This window comes from Devosia sediminis (assembly GCF_016411825.1).
GTDB lineage: Bacteria > Pseudomonadota > Alphaproteobacteria > Rhizobiales > Devosiaceae > Devosia > Devosia sediminis.
Window position 1 is genome coordinate 492,698 of record NZ_JAEKMH010000004.1, and the last position, 21,664, is coordinate 514,361.

Genomic DNA, 21,664 nt, shown 5'->3' on the forward strand with positions numbered 1-21,664 from the left:
CGGATCAGGAGCCGGTGTCACCGGCCTCGCTGTCCTGGTGGCGGCGATCGTTGACCCAGCTCGCCCGCCATTCCCGCTCCAGCGTCGAGCGGCGCTTGCCGTAGCGCTCCTCGGTGATGGTGAGGCAGACAATGCGGTCGGTGCGGAAATTGCGGAAGTCGTTGCGCAACAGGCACCAGGCGGCAATGGTCTGCTTTCCTTCGTAGAATGCCAGACCCACCGGCCAGATGGTGCGAGTCGTGGGCCGCCCCTGCTCGTCCGCATAGTCGATGGAAACGGCCTTTTCCTGCCGCATGGCGAGGCGGATATCGCCCAGCACCGGGATCGGCTTGCGCTGGCCCCAGATGGCCACCGGCCAGAGCGCGGTATCGCTGATGCGGTCGCGCAGGTCCTCGGGCGAGGCGGTCGCAATCTTGGCCAGCGCATTGCGCGCCGCGGCGCCCAGGCCATCGTCCGGCTGCGTCTCGACCCAGCGCGCGCCCAGCACCAGGGCCTCGAGCTCTTCCGGGCTGAACATCAGCGGCGGCAGGAAAAATCCGGACTTGAGCATATAGCCCACGCCCGCTTCGCCATCGATCGGGGCGCCGAGGCCGATCAGGGTCTGGATGTCGCGATAAAGGGTGCGGACCGAGACATTCTGCTCTTCGGCCAGCGCCGCAGCCGTGATCGGCCGGCGATGCCGCCTCAGCGCATCCATGATGGAAAACAGCCGTTCAGTCTTGTCCATGAGATGTCTCCGCCGCGTCCGCTTCGTTCACAGGAGCGTGAGCATCGCTGTCACATCTGACGGAAAATGTCAGCAGGCTGCGCACCTCGGGGAAGTCGGCAGTCCTCACGCGATCTCGAATTCGCACCAATGGCTATAGGGCCGGTCGGGCGAATGGATGACATTGGGGAAGTGCGGATTGTTGACCGCATCGGCCGGGCTCTGGTCCTCGAGGCAGAAGCCGGCATGCTTCTTATACGTCCTGCCGTTGAGACCGGGCACCGGCACGTCGGTCCAGACGCCATTATAGACCTGGACGCCCGGGCGGTCGCTCCAGAGCCTCAGGGTCAGGTCCCTATCGGGCGAAACCACGGTGGCGATCGGGTCACCGTGGCGGCGGCCGGTGTCGAGCACCATGCCGATATCGTAGTCGACCGGCGCGCCATTGGCATCGCGCATGGTGCGGGGCGCGCGGAGATCATAGATCGTGTTCTTCGAGGGCAGGATGGCGCCGGTGGGCGCGAGGTTGCCGCCGAGCTCGGTATAGGCCGAGGAATTGACCTGATAGAGGTGGTCGAGAACGGTGTCCGTGGTGCCGAGGTTGAAATACTGGTGCTGGACAAGGCTGATCGGGGTCGGCCGGTCGGTCGTGGCGCTGAGCTCGAGCCGGAGGCGATTGCCATCCAGCGTATAGGTCGCGGCAAAGTTGACATTGCCCGGATAGCCCATGGCGCCATCGGGCGAAAAATGCGTGAACCGGACCGTGTTGTTGGCGCTGTCGGCCTCGCCCTGCCAGACCTGGCGTCCCAGCCCCTCGGCGCCGCCATGCAATTGCAGATCGCCGGCATTGGGGGGCAGTTGGTAGGTCACGCCATCGAGGTCGAAGCGCGCATTGGAAATGCGGTTGGCGACGCGGCCGGCCAGCGAGCCGAAATGCGGGCTGTGGGCCGGATAGGCTTCAAATTGGTCAAAGCCGAGAACAACGGAGCGCTCGCCGCCGGAAACGGGCACCCGCCAGTCGCGCACGGCGACGCCATAGCCGATGATGTCGACGGTGACGCCGGTATCGCTGGTGAGGCGGAACTGGTCCACCCGCTGTCCGGCATGTTCGCCAAAGGTTGAAACCGCGATGGCCATTGTGATCTCCCGTCCCTCTCGCTCCGGGCGGGAGCTGTAGCGCTATTCGCCCCCCGGCCGCAACGCCGCACTTGACCTTTGCGTGAGGCGTGGGGAGTGTGAAGGCCGAGGCGGCATGGCCGGGGGGAAGCGGTTTGAGCGAAGAAACGATGCGGCGCCGGGCGACGGTCCATGACGTGGCGCGAGCGGCGGGCGTTTCGCTGGCCACCGTCGACCGTGTGCTCAACGGCCGCCCGGGCGTGCGGGCAGCGACGGCCGAAAAGGTCGAGGCGGCCATTGCCCAGCTCGGTTTCTCGCGCGATCTCAATGCCTCGCTGATGGCGCGGGCGCGCGATCTTTCAGTGGTTTTCTTCATCCCCGACGGGTCCAACGAATTCATGGACAGCCTCGCCCAGGCGGTGGAGCGCCGCTCTGCGTCGGCCCTGGCCGACCGCATGCATCTCGACATGCGCCGGGTGCGGGCGCTCGATGCCGAGGCGCTGGCCGAAGGGCTCGATGGCCTTGATCCGCGCCAATGCGACTGCGCCGTGGTGGTCTCCAGCGACGAACCCAAGGTCATATCAGCCATCGAGGCCGCGCATCGGCGCGGCATCGTCGTCATGACCCTGGTCTCCGATCTGCCGGGCTCGGCACGACAAAGGTTCATCGGCATCGACAATGTCGCAGCCGGACGCACCGCGGCCTCGCTGCTGGGCCGCTTCCTCCCCGGCGGTGGCAAGGTGGCCGTGGTGGCCGGCTCGCTGCATCTGCGCGACCATGCCGAGCGGCTCGAAGGCTTTGAAGCCGCGCTCGGCGCGGAGTTTCCGGCAATTTCCATCATTGGCCCGGTGGAAGGGCATGATGAGCGCACCGAAACCGCCGCCATCGTCGCCCGGCTCCTGGCCAGGCATGCCGATCTCGCCGGGATCTACAATCTCGGCGCCGGCAATGCCGGCCTGGTCGAGGCCCTGGAAGCCTCGGGTCGTGCTGGCGCGCTGCGTGTCATTGCTCACGAATTGACGGCGTCGACGCGCGCCGGCCTCCGAAGCGGCGCCATCGACGTGGTGCTCGACCAGAATCCCGATGGCGAAATTCGCGAAGCCATCGCTGCCGCGCGAGCCCTGGCGCTGCAGGCCGGGCGGGCGGCGGCAGCGGATGCCATTGAAATTGGGATTTTCCTGCGCGACAATCTGCGCTAAACACGACGCCAATCTTGAAATCGGCGTGGCCCCGAAGGGGGTGGGAGGACGTTCGGATGTTTCGGTTTGATGTGAATGAGGTACGTGCCTCATGACCTTTCTCGGTATTGATATCGGTACGTCAGGCGTCAAGGCGCTGCTGATCGATGACAACGGCAGGGCAATCGGCGAGGCCTCCGCTCCCGCCGTCGAGCCGGTTCGCCCTCAGCCAGGCTGGTCGGAGCAGAACCCGGCCGACTGGTGGACGGCAACGCTCGATGCGGTGGACAAGCTCCAGCAAAGCCATGGCAAGGCGCTGGCCGCGGTCAAGGGTATCGGCCTTTCCGGTCACATGCATGGCGCAACGCTGCTGGGCGACAATGACGACGTGCTGCGGCCCTGCATCCTCTGGAATGACGGGCGCTCGGCTGCCGAATGCGGCGAGATGGAACAGGCACTTCCGAGCCTCAGGAAAATCGCCGGCAATATCGCCATGCCCGGCTTCACCGCACCCAAGATCGCCTGGGTCCGGAAGCACGAGCCCGACATCTATGCCCGCATCCGCAAGGTGCTGTTGCCGAAAGCCTATGTGCGGCTGTTGCTGACGGGCGAGCATGTCGAGGACATGTCCGACGCATCAGGCACGCTGTGGCTCGATGTCGCCAAGCGCGACTGGTCCGATGCGCTGCTGGGCGTGACCGGCCTCACCCGCGATCACATGCCGCGCCTTGTGGAAGGCTCGGCTGTGTCGGCGCAGTTGAAGCCGGAATTCGTTTCCCGCTGGGGCATGAGCGGCCCGGTGGTCGTGGCCGGCGGCGCCGGCGACAATGCGGCAGCCGCCTGCGGCATTGGCGCCATCCGCCCAGGCGAAGGCTTTGTCTCGCTCGGCACCTCGGGCGTGCTCTTCGTTTCCAACGAAACATTCAGCCCCAATACCGAAGGGGCGGTGCACGCCTTCTGCCACGCCATTCCCGACACCTGGCACCAGATGGGCGTCATCCTCTCGGCCACGGATTCGCTCAACTGGCTTTCCCGCATTACCGGCAAGAAGCAGGCCGAACTTTCGGGCGAAGCCGAGGCGCAATTCATCGGGCCGGGCGAAGCGATCTTCCTGCCCTATCTCTCGGGCGAACGCACGCCGCACAACAATGCCGGCGCGCGCGGCTCCTTCACCGGCCTTTCGCAATCCACCGATACGGCCCAACTGGCCCAGGCGGTGATGGAAGGCGTGAGCTTTGCCATGCGCGATTGCCAGCGCGTCCTTGCCGATGCCGGCACCTCCATCAATCGCCTGCTGGCGGTGGGCGGGGGCTCGAAGTCGAACCTGTGGCTCAACATGCTGGCCACCAATCTCGACATGGAAATCGCCCTGCCCGAAGACGGCGATTTCGGTGGCGCGCTGGGCGCGGCCCGGCTCGGCCTCTGTGCCGCCACCGGGGCGAAAGCGGCGGAGGTCATGACCATGCCGCCCGTCAGAACCACGATTGCGCCCGACACGAAGCTGTCGGCCGCCTATTCCGATCAATATGCGCGATATCGCGCCCTTTATCCCGCCATCGAGGAGGCACGGCAGTGAGCGATTTTTTCAAGGGCCTGAGCAAGGTCAAGTATGAAGGCGAGACCAGCAAGAACCCGCTGGCCTTCCGTCACTACAACAAGGACGAGATCGTCGCCGGCAAAAGGATGGAAGACCATATCCGCCCGGCCATCGCCTATTGGCACACCTTTGCCCAGGAAGGCGGCGACCCCTTTGGCGGCAGAACCTTCGATCGCCCCTGGTTCGACAAGGGCATCGAGGGCGCCAAGCTCAAGGCCGAAGTGGCGTTTGAATTCTTCGACCTGATCGATGTGCCCTATTACTGCTTCCACGACGTCGACATTGCCCCCGAAGGCGCGACGCTGGCCGAATCGAACAAGAATGTCCGCGTCATCGGCGACATCTTTGCCAGGAAGATGCAGGAGACCGGCAAGAAGCTGCTCTGGGGCACGGCCAACCTCTTCTCCAACCGCCGCTACATGGCGGGCGCCGCCACCAATCCCGATCCGGAAGTCTTCGCCTATGCCGCCGGCCAGGTGCAGAACGTGCTGGAGCTGACCCATGAACTGGGCGGCGAAAATTATGTGCTCTGGGGCGGCCGCGAGGGCTACGAAACCCTGCTCAACACCAAGGTCGGCCAGGAAGCCGACCAGATGGCAAAGTTCCTGAGCCTCGTCATCGAGCATGCCGACAAGATCGGCTTCAAGGGCCAGATCCTGATCGAGCCCAAGCCGCAGGAGCCATCCAAGCACCAGTATGACTTCGACGTCGCCACGGTCTACGGCTTCCTCCAGCGCTATGGCCTCGAAAGCCGGGTGAAGTGCAATATCGAGGTCGGCCACGCTTTCCTCGCTGGCCACTCCTTCGAGCACGAACTGGCGGTCGCCAGCTCACTGGGCATGCTCGGCTCGGTCGACGCCAACCGCAACGACCTCCAGTCGGGCTGGGATACCGACCACTTCCCCAACAATGCCGGGGAAATGGCGCTGGCCTTCTACTACATCCTAAAGCAGGGCGGCCTCGGCAAGGGCGGCTTCAATTTTGACGCCAAGGTGCGCCGCCAGTCGCTCGATCCGGCGGATCTGCTCTATGGCCACATTGGCGGCCTCGACACGCTGGCCCGTGGCCTCAAGGGCGCTGCGGCGCTGATCGAAGACGGCGAATTCGACAAGCTGCTCGACGATCGTTATGCCGGCTGGGACAATGGCCTCGGCAAGGACATCCTCGGCGGCAAGCTCAGCCTGGCTGATATTGCAAAGAAGGTTCACGCCGACGGCATCAATCCGCAGCCCAAATCCGGCCGCCAGGAATATCTCGAAAACCTGGTCAACCGGTTCGTTTGAGCGCCGGCGCCCATTCCTCTCCCCATTGGGGAGAGGGTGGATCGGGCGTGAGCCCGAGACGGGTGAGGGGGTGTTCACGACGCCCCCTTACACATTTCATGACCTTCCCCTCATCCGGCGCTGCGCGCCAACTTCTCCCCAATGGGGAGAAGAACAGGAGGCACCATGCCGCAACTGACAAACCCTATTCTCCCCGGCTTCAATCCGGACCCGTCCATCCTTCGCGTGGGCGACGACTATTACATCGCCACCTCCACCTTCGAGTGGTTCCCGGGCGTGCAGATCCATCACTCCAAGGACCTGGCCAACTGGGAGCTGATCACCCGCCCGCTCAATCGCAAGACGCAGCTCGACATGCGCGGCGATCCGGATTCGTGCGGCGTCTGGGCGCCCTGCCTCACTCATGACGGGGAAAAGTTCTGGCTGGTCTATACCGACGTCAAGCGCAAGGACGGCTCGTTCAAGGACGCGCACAATTACATCGTCTGGTCCGACACGATCGAAGGCCCGTGGAGCGACCCGGTCTATGTCAATTCCTCCGGTTTTGACCCGAGTCTTTTCCATGACGACGATGGGAAAAAATGGTTCGTCAACATGCTATGGGACCATAGGACCCGCCCGCTGAAGTTCGCCGGCATTGCCCTCCAGGAATTCGACCCGGCACAGGGCAAGCTCGTCGGGCCGAGCAAGAACATCTACAAGGGCACGGACCTCAAGCTCGTCGAGGGCCCGCATCTCTACAAGCGCAATGGCTGGTATTATCTGCTGACCGCCGAGGGTGGCACGGCCTATGACCATGCCTGCACCTTTGCCCGCTCGCGCAATCTCGATGGCCCCTACGAGACCCATCCGGACAAGCATATCCTCACCTCGAAAGACGCGCCGCTGGCCGCCCTGCAGCGCGCCGGCCATGGTGACATCGTCGAGACGCCCGAGGGCAAGACCTATCTGGTGCATCTGACCGGCCGTCCGACGACGCAGGAACGCCGCTGCGTGCTCGGGCGCGAAACAGCCATTCAGGAAGCCTATTGGGGCGACGACGACTGGCTCTATGTGAAGAACGGCCCGGTGCCGTCGCTGCATGTGGAGGTGCCCGGCACCCGCGACGAGGCCAAGTATTTCGCCGAGCAGCGCTACACCTTCGAAAACGGCCTGCCCATGGACTTCCAGTGGCTCCGGACGCCCGATACCGATCGCATCTTTTCAACCGGTGGGGGCAAGCTGACACTGTTCGGCCGCGAATCCATCGGCTCCTGGTTCGAGCAGGCGCTGGTCGCCCGCCGGCAGCAGCATTTTTCCTATGATGCCGAGACCGTGGTGAATTTCACCGCCACCGACGAGCGCACCATGGCGGGGCTGACGGCCTATTACAGCCGCTACAACTTCTTCTACCTGGCCGTCACCGCCCATTCCGACGGACAGCGCGAGCTGCTGCTGATGAGTTCGGAAGTGTCCTGGCCGGATGGGAATTTGAAATTCCCCGCCGCCCCGGTGCAGATCCCCAACGAGGGCAAGGTGAAGCTGGCGCTGACCATCCGCGGGAAAAAGCTGCAGTTCTTCTACGCCCTCGAGGGACAGGACCTGCAGCCCATCGGACCGGTCCTCGACGCCTCCATCCTGTCGGACGAGTGCGGCGGCCACCAGGCGCATGGCAGCTTCACCGGTGCCTTTGTCGGCGTCGCGGCGCACGACCTCAATGGCACGGCGAGCCCCGCCACCTTCGAATACTTCACCTACCGCCCGCAGCACGATCCCTCCGATCGCTACGAGGTCGAGGATCTGGTCAAAGGCCGCGGCTACGGCGCCGCCTGATCACAAATTTCCGAACCGGGGGCGACAAGCTCCCGGTTTCGCGCCTAGTATGGCGTCATAGCGGTCGCAGTTTCTGCGTCTCGCGCCCGGGGCAGCGCCACGCAGGTCTTGCGACCTCCATTTTGGAGGAGTGCTGCACATGGCCCGAATGCACATCATGGCCGGCGCCGGCGACAAGCTGGACATGCCCGTCATCCATCAGATCACCATTGCCGATCTTGGCGACGTGCTGCGGCGCGGCGCCGCCGACTTCTGGGCCAAGCCCAGCCACTATGTCCTCCTGATGCTGATCTATCCCATTATCGGCATCGTCCTGACGGTGTGGATGAACGGCTGGCACGCCTGGACCCTGCTTTATCCGCTGATCGGGGGCTTTGCCTTGATCGGGCCCATCGCCGCCCTGCCGCTCTATGAAGTGTCGCGGCGGCGCGAACTGGGCGAAGAGCCGGGCTGGGCCGATGCCTTCAGCGTGCTGCGCTCACCGGCGATCGGCTCGATTCTCGCCGTCGGGGCCATGCTCTTCGTGCTGTTCACGCTGTGGATGGCCAGCGCCCAGGCGCTCTACGAGACGCTGTTCGGCTTTTCTCCGCCCCGCACGCTCATGGGTCTCGTCAACCAGGTCGTGAACGATCCGGGCGGCATCACCCTTCTCGCCATCGGCACGGGTCTCGGGGCGTTGTTTGCGCTAGTGGTGCTCTGCACCACAGTGATCGCCTTTCCGCTGCTGGTCGATCGCGATGTCGGCGCCTATGTGGCGGTGGAAACCTCGTTCCGGGCGGTGCTCTATAACCGCGTGCCGCTCTTCCTCTGGGGCGTCATCGTCGGCGCGGCGGTGTTCCTCGCCTCGCTGCCGGTGTTTATCGGGCTTGCGGTGGTGCTACCCATTCTCGGCCACGCCACCTGGCACCTTTATCGCAAGCTGGTGGAGCCGGCCTCGCTGATCCGCGGCACCTAGCTCTCGAGCCAGGCTGCCAGCCCGTCCAGCGTCTGCTGGCCATATTCGACGGCGCCAAAGGCCATGACCACCTGGCGCCGTTCGCGGCTGGGATGGAGCTGGCGCATGGTCAGCACGGTCTTGCCGTCGGACTGCTCGTCAAAGGTCACGGTGACGCGGAAGCGGTCGGGATCCTCGGGGTCGGGCGTGCCATAGTCGGCAACGATTCTTTCGTTGGGCACGATTTCCAGAAAACGCATGAGGTTGGGGAAGCGCTGCTCCTTGCCCTCGAAATGCCCCACCATATCGAAGCGCCAGTGGCCGCCGGCGCGGATATCGGCCTCGTGGCTGTCGATGGCAAGCCCTTCGGGTCCATACCACTGCGCCAGGGCCGCAGGATCCATCCAGGCGGCAAACACCTTCTCGCGCCGGTGCTTGAGCACCTTCACCAGCACGATTTCGCGCTCCAGCGACCAGGTTTCAAAGAGCTTTGTCATCGTCCGTCCTGTCGAGATAGGCCTCCAGCCGGTCGAGGCGATCGGCTGCCCGTCGGCGCTCGGCTTCCATCCAGTCCGCAGCCTCGTCGAAGCGCGGTCGCACCAGCCAGCACCAGCGGCTGCGCCCGCGTTTTTCGCTCGCGATCAAGCCGCAATCCTCGAGCACTTTCAGGTGCTGGGCAAAGCTCGGCAGCGCCATGTCGAAGGGCTCGGCCAGAACGCTCACCGGCGCCTCGCTCTCGGCCAGCCGCGACACGACGGCCCGCCGCGTCGGATCGCTGAGGGCGTGAAAGGCAAGGTCGAGCGGGGTGGAATGATGCGGCATGGCCTTTTCTACAGCGACGAGGCTCTCCGGTCAACGACAATTAGGTACTTGCCTTAGCGTCTGGCCATGATACAAAGGCAATCACCTTAGTATAACAGCAGGAGGGCCTGATGGCCGTACGCGTCGATCTCAACATTTCCCTCGATGGTTTCGCCACCACCACCGACCAGACTCCCGAAAAGCCGTTCGGCGAGGACTGGATGCGGTTGACCGCCGCTTACGGCGCCACGCGGACGTTTCGCGACCGCGTGCTCCACATCAAGGACGGCTCGGGCACCACGGGCGTCGACGACAAATATGCCTCCGCCTATTTCGACGAGGTGGGCGCCGAGATCATGGGTGCAGGCATGTTCGGCCTCCACAACAACCCCGATGATCCGAACTGGCGCGGCTGGTGGGGCGAGGAGCCGCCGTTCCGCATTCCGGTGCATGTGCTGACCCACAAGCCGCGTCCGTCGATCAGCTTTGCCAATGGCACGGTGTTCCACTTCCTCAATGCCAGCCCTGCCGAGGCACTGGAAACGGCCCGGGCCACGGCCGGGGGCAAGGATATCCGCGTTGGCGGCGGCGCCTCGACGGTGCGCGAATTTCTCAAGGCAGGGCTGGTGGACCGGCTGCATGTCGGCATCGCCCCCATCCTCCTCGGCCGCGGCATCAATCTCTGGGACGACCTGCGGGGCTTCGACACCGGTTACAAGGTCACCGCCGAAACCGCCGAAAGCGGCACGGTTCACCTCACCTTCTCGCGCTGAGGGTCACGCCTCGCCCGGAATGTCGGCAAGGCTGGGCGAGCTGGCCACTTCTACGCCATTGGCCCGGGCGCGAAAGCGCTGGGCCTCGGCATAGGCGAGGCGCCGCAGCCGCATGATGCTGCCCAGCGGGCGATGATCTTCGATGCCATGCCAGGGGGAAAAACCCATCCGCTCGTCCACCGCTTGCGACCGCCCCGGGCTCCAGGCCGGCTGCGGGCGGGCGGTGATGCTCGCCACGCTGGTAAAAGGGCTGATGGCCTCGTCCCATTGCGCGGCCGCGTCCTCGATCGGCATGGTCGCAATGTCCGAGCAGAGCTGGGCCTGGAGCTCCCAGACTCCTGTCTCCCGGGCAAAGAAGTTTTCCACGGCCGAGCGGATGGCGTCGTCGTCGTGGCCGATATCGACGAGCTCCCCCGTCAGCGCCTTGAGATTGTCCGAAACCGGCACCAAAGCCAGCTTGGCGATGTATTTGCCATGGCGCAGCGCCAACTGGGAAAAGTAACTTTCGCCCAGAATATGCCGCTCCGGCTCGCCGCCCAAAGCCTTGAGTACGGCGCTTTGGCCGCCCACAGCCTCAACCGCCTTTTCGAGCCCGCGCAGCGCACCGGACAAGACCACCTTGAGGCCCTCGGCCTTGTCGGTGGTGCTCGCCAGGAGTTTGAGGTTCGCGAGGAATGCCCTGGCATTGGGAGCACTGAACTGCTTGCCATTGACGAGGATGAAATCCTGGACGCTGTCGTCCTCGGAGCCGGGCAGGCGCGCGCCGCCGACATCGAGCACCTTGATCGCCACGCCGCGGGGCGTCGACACTGTGTCGGGGAGGATATCGCCCGGAATGGTGGAAAAGCGGAGGATGCAGTCGTGGCTGGCCGGTCGGGCGAACAGGCCCTGCGCCAGCGCTTCGGGAAGATCGGGCAGGACATCGAGGCGCGCCGTCAGCAGGCCATGGCTCTTGGCATGGACGCTGCGCTCGGCATGGCCGCTATCCTCATGCACTTTTCGCGAGATCGACAGCATGGTCTCGGCCAGCTCCCGGGCAAGCTGCGCTTCATCGGGCTCGATGACTTCGAGTTCGGGCGAATAGATCTGCGGCGATCGGGGCGGAATGGGCATGGGGCCTCCGGGGTGTCTCGACCGGGCGGCGCCGGCCATGAAACGTCCCCCTCAATGGGTGGCCGGCCGTCATTGTTCCACTTCTGCTACAAGCGGGGGATCAGCCTTCCGGGCGCATGGACTTCGTCGAAGCCCCATCTTAAAAGCATGCAAGATTGCATAATGAGCGCGTGATGGCCCCGAAACCGAAACGAATGACGGCAGTGGACAGGGTCCGGCTGGCGCTGGCAGATGAGATCGTTCGCGGCGTCATCGGGCCGGGCGTGCCGCTCGACGAAGCCAGCATAGCCCAGCGCTTTGAAGTGTCCCGCACCCCGGTGCGCGAAGCCATCCGCCAGCTCGAGGCCATCGGCTTTGCCGAGGCGCGGCCGCATCGCGGGGCCGTCGTGCCGCTCTTCACGCCGGAAAAGCTCAACGAGATTTTTCTGGTCATGGCCGAACTGGAAGCGCTTTGCGCCCGCCTTGCCGCGGAAGCTGCCACCGAGGCCGACAAGCGCAAGCTCGTCGAGGCGCACGAGGCCTGCCGCGATGCCGCCCATGAGGGCGATGTGGCGCTTTATTACGATCTCAATATCCGCTTCCACGAAACCATCTATGCCATCGGCCATAACAGCTTTCTGGCCGAGGTGACGGTGGGTGTCCGCAATCGCGTGGCGCCGTTCCGGCGGGCCCAGTTCCAGAGCCTCGGACGCCTGGTGCGTTCGGTGGAAGAGCATGAGGCGGTGGTGGCGGCCATCCTGGCCGGCGATGCCGACACGGCGGCCGCGACCATGCGCGACCACCTCGGCTATGTGCGCACCAGCGTCGACAAGGTCGCACCGGCTCTGGGGAACTGATCAGACCGCCGCGTCCACCGGCGTGAGGCTGGCGATATAGTTGCGCCAGCCGCCGAATTCCGAAATATCGCGCGCCCCTTCCACGGCCACGGCCTCGACCAGGAAGCCCTTGGCCGAGGAACCGTCTTCCAGCGTCAGCGTACCGATGCCCAGGGGGCTCGGAATACGCGAGACGAAAAGCCCGAATGCGGCCGGCGACAGGGACCACACCTCGACATCTATGCCGACCCCGCCTTCGGCGACGCGCAGCAGGCCCGGCTTGGGCGGGACAGTGCCCGCCAGGGCATAGAAGCGGTAGCTGGGTGCAGTGCGCGTCGCCCGCATTAGCGTGGCTTCGAGCGCCTGCAGTTCGCGGTTGAGCGGCATGCCGCTGAGATGGGCGCCCACGACGACGAGCGCAATCGTCTCCGGCGCAGCGGAAGGGACAGTCATGACAATCTCCGGAAAAAGGGGGTGGGGAGCCGCCGCGGCTCCCCGATAGGCAGATGCTACTCGACGGCGGCCAGGTCGAGCCCGTTCCAGGCCTCGACGACGATGTCGTCGGTCAGGATCGTGGTGAGATCGACGGGGCCGGCCAGCGCCTGCTGTTCGCCTTCGCCGAGCTGCAGGTAGGTCATGTAGAAGTCCCAGGCCTCCGGCAGGAAGGTGCCGTGCTGGGCCACGCCTTCGGGCGCCGTGTAGTAGGATTTGACCAGCTCCCAGAATTCCGGGGCCACCGGATTGTCGCCGAGCGAGGCGGCGGCGTACTTGGTCTTCAAGAGCTCGAAGGCCTCCGCGTCGTTGGCCATGCCCCAGGCCCAGCCCTTGAGCGTGGCGCGCACGAATTTCACCAGCAATTCCGGATCGCTCTCGAAGGTCTCGGCCCGCACCGAGAGGGCATCGCCCGGGAAGCGGGCAATGGCTTCGGGCGTGATCGAGCGGGTTTCGACGCCCTGGGCCGGGATCAGCAGCAGGTCGCGCTTGGCGCCGGCATAGGCCTGGATGCGGCCTTCGGTGAAGGAGCGGACAGTGGTGGCGTCGCCTTCGCCGGCCACGACCAGCTTGACGTCGGCGCCTTCGCGCAGCCCCGTCTCGACGATCGAGGCGCGAGTCATCGGCACTTCACCACCGGCGAGGTCGGAAAGACCGATGGTCTTGCCGGACATGTCGGCCATGGACTGGATATCGCTATCGGCCGGCACGACGATGTCGAACGTATCGGGATAGTAGATCTGCATGATGGCCTTCAGCGGAAAGCCGCGCTGCACGGTCTGCATCGTGGCGGCCGAGGAGAAGATGCCCCAGTCGACATTGCCGGCGGCGAGCTGGCGCGCCGCGTCGGACGAGCCCTTGGAATAGTTGAGCACCACGTCGAGCCCTTCATCCTCGTAGAAGCCCTGCTCCTGGGCCATGAAGATGGGGAACATCTGGGCGGTCGGGCCGCCCTGGGCGGTGACGCCGTGGAATTTTACGAGCTCCTGGGCCGAGGCGGAACCCATGAGGGCAGCCAGCATGAGGCCGGTGACGATAAGGCGGGATTTCATTGCGGTTTTCTCCATTTGACCAGGTTTCTCCCTGCCGTGCCGGGGCGCACGGTTCTTTTGCGTTTAGAGCTGCTTCCAGAAGATGATCCGGCTCTCGAGCCATTCGATGAGCTGGTAGATGACCAGCGTGAACACCGAGAGCAGGATGATGAGCGAGAACACGCCAGCGATATCGAGCTGGAAGTTCATCGCGTAGATGAGGTAGCCGATGCCGGCCGAGGCGCCGACGAATTCGCCCACGATCACGCCGAGCACGGCGAGGGTCCAGCAGAGCTTGACGCCCGCCATCATGATCGGCAGCGCATTGGGCAGCAGCAGGTGGCGGAAGGTCTTCCAGCGGCCGGCGGTCAGCGAGCGCATCAGCTTGACCGCATTCGGATCGACCGAAGAGAGGCCCGTCAACGTGTTGAGAAACATCGGAAAGAAGCTCATCACCACGGCGACGGCGATTTTGCTGGGCTGGTCGAAGCCGAACCAGGTGACGAAGATGGGCGCGAGCACGATCTTGGGCGGCGCCTGCAGCGCGACGAGATAGGGGTAAAGGGTGGCGCGCACCGTGTCGAACATGGCCACCAGCACGCCGAAGACGACGCCACTGGTGAGGCCGATGCCGAAACCCCAGGCGATTTCCGACAGCGTCACCCCGACATTGGGCCAGAAATAGTCGGCGCTCATCACCCGGCCGGTGGCCCAGAAGGTGTCGACGGGCGAGGGGATGATGAGCCGGTGCACGAAGCCGTATTCGGTCGCCACATACCAGATGGCGATGACCAGGAGGCCGAAGCCGATGGCCAGGAGGCGATTGCGGATCAGCCTTTGCTGCTGTCTGCGTTTTTCGGCGGCGATGAAGCGGGCCACGGCATCTTCGCGCGCGGCGGCAGATGTGCCGGGGAGGGTGGCCTGAGCGGTCATGTCCATGGCGATCTCCTTAGTGGTCGACGCCGAGCATGCGGCGGATGTCGTAGACGTGTTCGGTGTAGCGGGGGTCGCGCATGACCTCGGTGGTGCGCGGACGGGGCAGGTCGACCTCCACAATGCCTTCGAGCCGGCCGGGGCGCGGCGTCATCACGAAGATGCGGTCCGAGAGAAACACCGCCTCGCCGATATTGTGGGTGACGAAAACCACGGTCTTGCCGGTCTTTTCCCAGATGCGGAGCAGCTCCACATTCATGGTTTCGCGGGTGAATTCGTCGAGTGCGCCGAACGGCTCGTCCATCAGCAGCACGCGCGGATCGTGGGCGAGCAGCCGCGCCAGGGCGACGCGCTGGCGCATGCCGCCCGAGAGTTCGCTCGGATAGCGGTCGCCAAAGCCGTTGAGGCCAACAAGATCGAGCAGTTCGTCGGTGCGCTCGGCCTGCTGCTTCCGGTCGAGCCCGAGGATTTCCCCCGGCAGCCGCACGTTCTGGCGGATGGTGCGCCAGGGAAACAGCACCGAGGTCTGGAACATCATGCCGATGTCGCGGCGCGGCGCATCGTGATGCTGGCCGGCAAGCACCAGGTCACCATCGGTTTTCTGTTCGAGCCCGCCCAGGATGGAGAGCAGCGTGGACTTGCCGCAGCCACTGGGACCCACCAGCGAAATGAACTCGCCCTCGTTGATGGTGAAGGACACATTGGTCAGCGCCACCAGCGGTCCGGTTGCGGTTGAATAGACCTTGTCGAGGCCCGTCCCTTCTATCAGTCCCATAAGCACGTCTCCGATTGCATGCAATTTTGAATGCAATGAGCGTGCCAGTTTGTTTGGGCTGGATTATTGGGCCTCTACCGTGTGCAACCGACCATGTATGCCTAGAATTTGAACATGCTTGGGCTATGTGTCCACTTTTTAGGCGCAGCCTTTGGTGCGCTTCCTGCGGGGGCGTGCCGCGTGGTAATGCGCGCTATGGGCATCAGGAATTATCTGGTCATCGGCAGTTCGGGCACCGGCAAGACAGCGGTGGCGACCGAACTCGAGCGTCGGGGTCATCACGTCGTTCACGGCGACCGGGTGCTGGCCTATAGGGGTGACCCCGAGACCGGTGAGGCGCTGGCCGGGCCACCCCCGGATGTCGATCCGGTTGCCTGGGGCTATGCCCACTGGATCTGGCGCGTCGACGCGGTGCGCGAGGCCGCGGCCGATACGACCCATGCAGCCACGTTCTTTTGCGGCGACACCCGCAATTTTCACCGGCTTCTCGATGTCTTCGACAAGGTCTTCGTGCTCGACCTCGATGTCGAGACGTTGAACAGGCGGATAGAGGGACGGCCCGGCGAGCCGGGTTTTGTGCCCGAGGAACGCGCGGTGGTGTTGCGGCATCACCGGCGCCCTGGCTATCACCCGCCTGGCATTGTCATCGATACGACGGGCCCGGTTTCGGATGTCGTCGACGCCATATTGGCCCAAATCGACAGGTGACGGCGGCCGTCCCTGCGGATCCGCCCAGCTGGTGCCCGTGACAACTGGGGCAAAGCCGGCCTTGCCGGTTGATTTTGCCCGTGAACCGCCTAAGGTCCGGGCCTGATTTTCCGAGCCCGGACAGCTCTTGCGCCCCATGGACCAGACCCAATTCGAGGCCGATCCCGGCCCCGCGCCTGCGGTGCTGACGCCGATGATGGCGCAGTATTTCGAGATCAAGGCCGTCAATCCCGGTTATCTGCTGTTCTATCGCATGGGCGATTTCTACGAGCTGTTCTTCGAGGACGCCGAGATCGCCAGCGCCGCCCTGGGTATTGTCCTCACCAAGCGCGGCAAGCATCTGGGCGAAGATATCGGCATGTGCGGCGTGCCCATCCACGCCGCCAACGACTATCTCAACAAGCTCATCAAGCTCGGGCATCGCGTCGCCATCTGCGAGCAGGTGGAAGACCCGGCCGAAGCCAAGAAGCGCGGCTCGAAATCGGTGGTCAAGCGCGATGTCGTGCGCCTCGTCACGCCGGGCACGCTGACCGAGGACGACCACCTCGACGCTCGCAGCGCCAATTATCTCGCGGCGCTCGCCATGGTGCGCCACGGCGAAAGCGACTTCGCCCTCGCCTGGGCCGATATTTCCACCGGTGAGACTTTCGTTTCCGACCTTTCGGCCGACCAGCTCGGCGACGAACTGGCGCGCGTGGCGCCGGCCGAATTGCTGCTCACCGCGGCCACCTGGCAGGCGCTGGCGGAGCAGCACCTCTTCGCGCCGGCCTGGGCGGCCATTGCCACGACCATCCCGCCCGAGGCTGCCAGCAGCGAGGCCGCCATGCCGCTGTTGCGCGCCGCCTTCGACATCGGCGTCTTCGATCCCAGCGCCCTCAGCCGCGCCGGTCGCGCCGCGCTGGGGGCGCTGGTGGGTTATGTCGGGGATAGCCAGAAGGGCCGCACCGCGCCGCTTCGCGCGCCGGTCGGCAATCCTGCGGAGACGGCGATGAGCATCGACGCGGCAACCCGCGCCTCGCTCGAAATTCTCCTGACCCAGCGCGGACAGTCCAAGGGCTCGCTCCGGCAATCCATCGACCTCACCGTCACGGCGCCCGGCGCGCGGCTCCTTGCCAATCGCCTCGCGGCGCCCCTCCGCCAGGCCGGGGCCATCAACGAGCGGCTCGATGCGGTCACGCGGCTGGTTGACGATACGCTGCTGCGCTCCCGGTTACGGCAGGATTTGAAGAGCGCCCCGGACCTCGCCCGCGCCCTCTCGCGCCTGGCGCTGGAGCGCGGCGGCCCGCGCGATCTCAATGCCATCGGCAAGGCCGTCGCGGCGGCGCTGGAACTGGCCATTCACCTCACCCGCCAGCCAGACTTGCCGCCGGTGCTGGCGCGGCTCGCCGCCACGCTGGGCGCCGCGCCGCGCGCTCTCGCCAGCGAACTGGCGCTGGCGCTGGACGACGACCTGCCGCTTTTGAGCCGCGATGGCGGCTTCGTGCGCCCCGCTTATGACGGCAAGCTCGACGAGGAGCGGGCGCTGGGCTCTGAAACCCGCGCCGTGGTCGCGGCCCTCCAGGCGCGGCTGATGGATGAGACCGATGTGCGTAGCTTGAAGATCAAGCACAATGGCGTGCTCGGCTTCTTCGTCGAAGTGCCGGCCGCGCATGGCCAGAAGCTGCTCGAGCCGCCGCATCGCGAAACCTTCATCCATCGCCAGACCATGGCCAATGCCATGCGCTTCACCACGACCGAGCTGGCCGAACTCGAAGGCCGCATCGCCCGCGCCCAGGATGCGGCGCTCGAGATAGAGCTCGCGATCTTCGCCCGCATGCGCGAGGCGGTGCTGGAGCGCACGACGCAGTTGCAGGGCCTCGCCGATGCCTTGGCCGAACTCGATGTCACCGCCGCTCTCGCCGAAGTGTCGGCGATGCGTGGTTATTGCCGCCCCTTGGTCGATGACAGCCTCGCCTTTGCCATTGCCGGCGGGCGCCACCCGGTGGTCGAGCTGATGGTCAAGGCCGAGGGCCAGAGCTTTGTCGCCAATGACGCCGATCTCTCGGGCAGCGAAACCATCGGCGGTGGCTCGCTCTGGCTGGTCACCGGCCCGAACATGGGTGGTAAGTCCACTTTCCTCCGGCAGAACGCGCTGATCGCCATCCTCGCACAGATGGGCTGTTACGTGCCGGCGGACTCTGCCCATATCGGGGTGGTCGATCGGCTGTTTTCCCGCGTCGGGGCCAGCGACGACATTGCCCATGGCCGATCGACCTTCATGGTCGAAATGGTCGAGACCGCCGCCATCCTCAATCGCGCCACGCGGCGCAGTCTCGTGGTGCTCGACGAGATCGGCCGCGGCACCGCCACCTTCGACGGCCTCTCCATCGCCTGGGCTGCGGTCGAGGCCCTCCACGAAACCACCGGCTGCAGGGCGCTGTTCGCGACGCATTTTCACGAACTGACCAGCCTCGCCAAGACGCTCTCCCGCGTCGCCAACGTCACCATGAAAGTGCGCGAATGGGAGGGTGAGGTGGTTTTCCTCCACGAGGTCGGGCCCGGCGCCGCCGACCGCTCCTACGGCATCCAGGTGGCGCGCCTGGCCGGCCTGCCCGAACCTGTCATTGCCCGCGCCAAACAGGTTCTTGATGTGCTCGAGCAGCGCTCGGTGGGCACCGCATCTTCCAAGGACAAGGCCAGCGTGCTAGACGATCTGCCGCTCTTTGCCCATCAGCCGGCCCCGGTCCCCAAGGGCAAGGATCCCGTTCACGAAGCGCTCGATGCCGTCCGCCCGGACGAGATGACGCCGAGGCAGGCTATCGAGGCGCTGTATAATTTGAAGAAACTCCGCGATGACGCTCGCCGAAACTGAGGCACGGCCGAAAAAGCCGCAGTTCGCGCTCAAGACCGCAGACACGCTGCTGGCCGAGTTCGACGCCCTCCTGGGCGAGGAACCGGCACGCTCTCCCACGGCCCGCGCCGCCGTGCTCGGCCATATCCGCCAGACCCTTGCCGAGGCCCGTGCCAGCGCCGAGGCCGAACTTCTGGCCCACAACAAGGGCACCCGCTGCGCCCAGAATATCTCGGCCGCGCAGGACGAGATCATCACCGCCGTGCATCGCTTCGCCACGACGCGGGTCTATCCGGTCGACAATCCCTCCGGCGCCGAGGCCATCGCCCTTTCCGCCGTGGGCGGCTACGGCCGTGGCACGCTGGCGCCGGGCTCCGATATCGATCTCCTGTTCATCCTGCCCTACAAGCAGACCCCCTGGGGCGAACAGGTCACCGAATATATCCTCTACATGCTCTGGGACCTGGGCCAGAAGGTCGGGCACGCCGTGCGCTCGGTGGATGAATGCATCCGCATGGCCCGCGCCGACATGACCGTGCGCACCGCAACGCTCGAGGCGCGGTTCCTTACCGGCGACCGGGCGCTTTACGAGCAATTGGTGCATCGGTTCGAAACCGAGATCATGCCCAGGACCGGCCCGGAATTCATCGCCGCCAAGATGGCCGAGCGGGACGAGCGCCACAAGCAGATGGGCAATACCCGCTACGTGGTCGAACCCAATATCAAGGACGGCAAGGGCGGGCTCAGGGATCTCAACACCCTGTTCTGGATCGGAAAGTACTTTTACCAGGTCAAGACCAGCCACGACCTCGTCGCCAAGGGCGTGCTGACCGAGACCGAGAACCGGCTGTTCTCACGCGCCGAGGATTTCCTCTGGGCGGTGCGCTGTCACCTCCATTTCATCACCGGCCGCGCCGACGAGAAGCTGACCTTCGACGTGCAGCCCGAACTGGCGCGCCGCATGGGCTATGCCGAGCGGCTCGGCATGCTGGGGGTGGAGCGCTTCATGAAGCGCTATTTCCTCGTCGCCAAGGATGTGGGGGACCTCACCCGCATCATCTGCGCCAGCCTCGAATTCCACCACGCCAAGGACATGGACCTCGTGGGCCGCGTCCTGGCCCCGTTCCGCTCGGGCAAGGCCAGGATCAAGGGCGAGACCGCCTTCATCGTCGATACCGGGCGCCTCAACATCGCGGCGCCCGACGTGTTCGAAAAGGACCCGGTCAACCTCATCCGCGCCTTCATGGTGGCCGGGCGCGAGGAACTGCTGTTTCACCCCGATGCCATCAAGCATATCCGCGACAGCCTGGCGCTGATCGACAACAAGGTGCGCAACGACCCCAAGGCCAATGCCTATTTCCTGACCATCCTGACGAGCCCGCTCTATGTCGAGCGCATCCTCAGGCAGATGAACGAGAGCGGCGTCCTGGGCAAGTTCGTGCCCGATTTCGGCAAGATCGTCGCTTTGATGCAGTTCAACATGTACCACCACTATACGGTGGACGAGCACCTGATCCGCTCCGTCGGGGTCATGGCCGAGATCGCCAATGGGGGCCTCCGCAACGAGCTGCCGCTGACCCACGAACTGCTGCCCCAGCTCAACGACACGCGCCTCCTATATGTGGCGCTGTTCCTCCACGACATCGCCAAGGGCCGCCCCGAGGATCATTCCATTGCCGGCGCCCGCATCGCGCGCAAGCTTTGCCCGCGCTTCGGCCTCAACGACGCCGAAACCGACACCGTCGCCTGGCTGATCGAATATCACCTCCTGATGAGCGAGATCGCCCAGGCCCGCGATATCCAGGATCCGGAAACCGCCAAGGCCTTTGCCGACGTGGTGCAGTCACCCCAGCGCCTAGCGCTGCTGATGATCCTCACCGCCTGCGACATCCGCGCGGTGGGTCCGGGCACCTGGACGGGCTGGAAGGGCTCGCTGCTGCGCGCGCTCTACTATGCGACCGAGCCCATGCTTTCGGGCGGGCATTCGCAGGTCAGCCAGTCCGACCGCGTCGGCGCCGCCCGCCATGCCCTGGCCGCGGGCCTCAGCACCTGGCCGCCGGCCGACGTGGAAGCCTATACCGCCCGCCACTACGACCACTACTGGCTGCGCGCCGAGCCCGAACTGCAGCTCGAACATGCGCGGATGATCCGCAATGCCGATACCACCGAGCAGGCCTTTGCCGGCTCGATCAAGGTCAAGGCCTTCGAAGGCATTACCGAGGTCAGCTTCTATACGCCCGACCATCCGCGGCTCTTGTCGCTGATCGCCGGCGCCTGCACCATGCAGGATGCCTCGATCATCGGCGCGCAGATCTTCTCCACCCGCGACGGCCGCGCCATCGACACCTTCCGCCTCCGCCGCGCCTTCACCTCCGACGAGGACGAAAAGGTCCGCGCCACCCGCATCGTCGATACGGTCAAGCAACTGCTCCAGGGCAAGCGCCAGGTGCTGATCGACCTGGGCAAGGAATCGCGCCACAACAAGCGCTTGAGGCCTTTCAGCCTGCCCGCGCAGGTCTCGGTGTCCAACGCCATCTCGGAAAAATTCACTGTCATCGAGGTTTCCGGCCTCGACCGTATCGGCCTTCTTTATGCACTGACCCGCGAGATCTCAGATCTGTCGCTCACCATCGGCTCGGCCCATATCGGCACCTATGGCGAAAAGGCCGTCGACGTCTTCTACGTCACCGTGGGACCCACTTCCACGACTTCGCCCATGAATTCATGGCCCAGAATGTCGCCCGACTTCATGCCGGGGATCACCCCG

At 65.0% G+C, this 21,664-nt stretch carries 17 protein-coding genes and 3 pseudogenes; 10 read left to right on the forward strand and 10 right to left on the reverse strand.

The window, feature by feature from the left end; all coding sequences use genetic code 11:
• Positions 1 to 4 precede the first annotated feature (4 nt).
• Both JEQ47_RS18180 and JEQ47_RS18185 read right to left on the reverse strand, forming a co-directional pair.
• A complete protein-coding gene (locus tag JEQ47_RS18180) occupies positions 5 to 727 on the reverse strand; it encodes a helix-turn-helix transcriptional regulator (protein WP_198877832.1) in 723 nt (240 codons plus the stop codon).
• Between the two features lie 105 nt (positions 728 to 832).
• The gene (locus JEQ47_RS18185) at positions 833 to 1,843 is read right to left on the reverse strand and encodes an aldose epimerase family protein (protein ID WP_198877833.1); all 1,011 of its coding nucleotides are present in this window, start codon (positions 1,841 to 1,843) and stop codon (positions 833 to 835) included.
• A 134-nt stretch (positions 1,844 to 1,977) separates the two neighbouring features.
• On the opposite strand from JEQ47_RS18185, the gene JEQ47_RS18190 reads away from it, so the two are divergent.
• The 5 genes from JEQ47_RS18190 to JEQ47_RS18210 all read left to right on the forward strand — a co-directional run bounded on the left by JEQ47_RS18190 (position 1,978) and on the right by JEQ47_RS18210 (position 8,647).
• A complete protein-coding gene (locus tag JEQ47_RS18190; protein WP_236020937.1) occupies positions 1,978 to 3,021 on the forward strand; it encodes a LacI family DNA-binding transcriptional regulator in 1,044 nt (347 codons plus the stop codon).
• Positions 3,022 to 3,112: 91 nt separating this feature from the next.
• Positions 3,113 to 4,576, forward strand: a complete 1,464-nt coding sequence (xylB, locus tag JEQ47_RS18195) for a xylulokinase (RefSeq protein ID WP_198877834.1) — start codon at positions 3,113 to 3,115, stop codon at positions 4,574 to 4,576.
• Positions 4,573 to 5,880: a xylose isomerase gene (gene xylA / locus JEQ47_RS18200; protein WP_198877835.1), complete on the forward strand. Its 1,308-nt coding sequence runs from the start codon at positions 4,573 to 4,575 to the stop codon at positions 5,878 to 5,880. Before xylB ends, xylA begins: the two co-directional genes overlap by 4 nt.
• Positions 5,881 to 6,045: 165 nt before the next feature.
• Positions 6,046 to 7,692 (forward strand): glycoside hydrolase family 43 protein, encoded by a 1,647-nt coding sequence (locus JEQ47_RS18205; protein ID WP_198877836.1) that lies wholly within the window; start codon positions 6,046 to 6,048, stop codon positions 7,690 to 7,692.
• A gap of 139 nt (positions 7,693 to 7,831) precedes the next feature.
• Positions 7,832 to 8,647, forward strand: coding sequence for a DUF2189 domain-containing protein (locus tag JEQ47_RS18210; RefSeq protein ID WP_198877837.1), 816 nt, complete (start codon positions 7,832 to 7,834; stop codon positions 8,645 to 8,647).
• On the opposite strand, the gene JEQ47_RS18215 is transcribed toward JEQ47_RS18210, so the two are convergent.
• Together JEQ47_RS18215 and JEQ47_RS18220 are read right to left on the reverse strand one after the other, a co-directional pair.
• Positions 8,644 to 9,123, reverse strand: coding sequence for an SRPBCC family protein (locus JEQ47_RS18215; RefSeq protein ID WP_198877838.1), 480 nt, complete (start codon positions 9,121 to 9,123; stop codon positions 8,644 to 8,646). The two genes, JEQ47_RS18210 and JEQ47_RS18215, sit on opposite strands and share 4 nt — an antisense overlap.
• Positions 9,107 to 9,448 (reverse strand): ArsR/SmtB family transcription factor, encoded by a 342-nt coding sequence (locus JEQ47_RS18220; protein ID WP_198877839.1) that lies wholly within the window; start codon positions 9,446 to 9,448, stop codon positions 9,107 to 9,109. Before JEQ47_RS18220 ends, JEQ47_RS18215 begins: the two co-directional genes overlap by 17 nt.
• Before the next feature lie 110 nt (positions 9,449 to 9,558).
• On the opposite strand from JEQ47_RS18220, the gene JEQ47_RS18225 reads away from it, so the two are divergent.
• Positions 9,559 to 10,200, forward strand: a complete 642-nt coding sequence (locus tag JEQ47_RS18225; protein WP_198877840.1) for a dihydrofolate reductase family protein — start codon at positions 9,559 to 9,561, stop codon at positions 10,198 to 10,200.
• 3 nt (positions 10,201 to 10,203) lie between these two features.
• Here the strand turns inward: JEQ47_RS18225 and JEQ47_RS18230 are convergent, their stop codons facing one another.
• On the reverse strand, positions 10,204 to 11,313 hold the full coding sequence (locus JEQ47_RS18230; protein WP_210338045.1) for a catalase family protein: 1,110 nt from the start codon (positions 11,311 to 11,313) through the stop codon (positions 10,204 to 10,206).
• 194 nt (positions 11,314 to 11,507) lie between these two features.
• Between JEQ47_RS18230 and JEQ47_RS18235 the strand changes: the two genes are divergently transcribed.
• A complete protein-coding gene (locus JEQ47_RS18235; protein ID WP_236020938.1) occupies positions 11,508 to 12,149 on the forward strand; it encodes a GntR family transcriptional regulator in 642 nt (213 codons plus the stop codon).
• Here JEQ47_RS18235 and JEQ47_RS18240 read toward each other — a convergent pair.
• From JEQ47_RS18240 to JEQ47_RS18255, 4 genes and pseudogenes are all read right to left on the reverse strand, one after another.
• Positions 12,150 to 12,557, reverse strand: a pseudogene (locus JEQ47_RS18240) (allophanate hydrolase-related protein); the annotation flags it as partial.
• An 80-nt stretch (positions 12,558 to 12,637) separates the two neighbouring features.
• Positions 12,638 to 13,672, reverse strand: a complete 1,035-nt coding sequence (locus JEQ47_RS18245) for an ABC transporter substrate-binding protein (protein WP_198877842.1) — start codon at positions 13,670 to 13,672, stop codon at positions 12,638 to 12,640.
• Positions 13,673 to 13,735: 63 nt separating this feature from the next.
• Positions 13,736 to 14,590, reverse strand: a complete 855-nt coding sequence (locus JEQ47_RS18250; protein WP_198877843.1) for an ABC transporter permease — start codon at positions 14,588 to 14,590, stop codon at positions 13,736 to 13,738.
• Positions 14,591 to 14,600: 10 nt separating this feature from the next.
• Positions 14,601 to 15,359, reverse strand: a complete 759-nt coding sequence (locus tag JEQ47_RS18255) for an ABC transporter ATP-binding protein (protein ID WP_210338046.1) — start codon at positions 15,357 to 15,359, stop codon at positions 14,601 to 14,603.
• 195 nt (positions 15,360 to 15,554) lie between these two features.
• Here JEQ47_RS18255 and JEQ47_RS18260 point away from each other — a divergent pair, with 195 nt between their 5' ends.
• The 3 genes and pseudogenes from JEQ47_RS18260 to JEQ47_RS18270 form a co-directional block, all read left to right on the forward strand.
• Complete coding sequence (locus JEQ47_RS18260; RefSeq protein ID WP_198877844.1) at positions 15,555 to 16,067, forward strand: nucleoside kinase; 513 nt, start codon at positions 15,555 to 15,557, stop codon at positions 16,065 to 16,067.
• 136 nt (positions 16,068 to 16,203) lie between these two features.
• The gene (gene mutS, locus JEQ47_RS18265; RefSeq protein WP_198877845.1) at positions 16,204 to 18,918 is read left to right on the forward strand and encodes a DNA mismatch repair protein MutS; all 2,715 of its coding nucleotides are present in this window, start codon (positions 16,204 to 16,206) and stop codon (positions 18,916 to 18,918) included.
• Positions 18,899 to 21,529, forward strand: a pseudogene (locus JEQ47_RS18270) ([protein-PII] uridylyltransferase); the annotation flags it as partial. The gene mutS and the pseudogene JEQ47_RS18270, both read left to right, overlap by 20 nt.
• A gap of 53 nt (positions 21,530 to 21,582) precedes the next feature.
• Here the strand turns inward: JEQ47_RS18270 and JEQ47_RS21250 are convergent.
• Positions 21,583 to 21,664 (reverse strand): annotated as a pseudogene (locus tag JEQ47_RS21250) (alcohol dehydrogenase catalytic domain-containing protein); the annotation flags it as partial.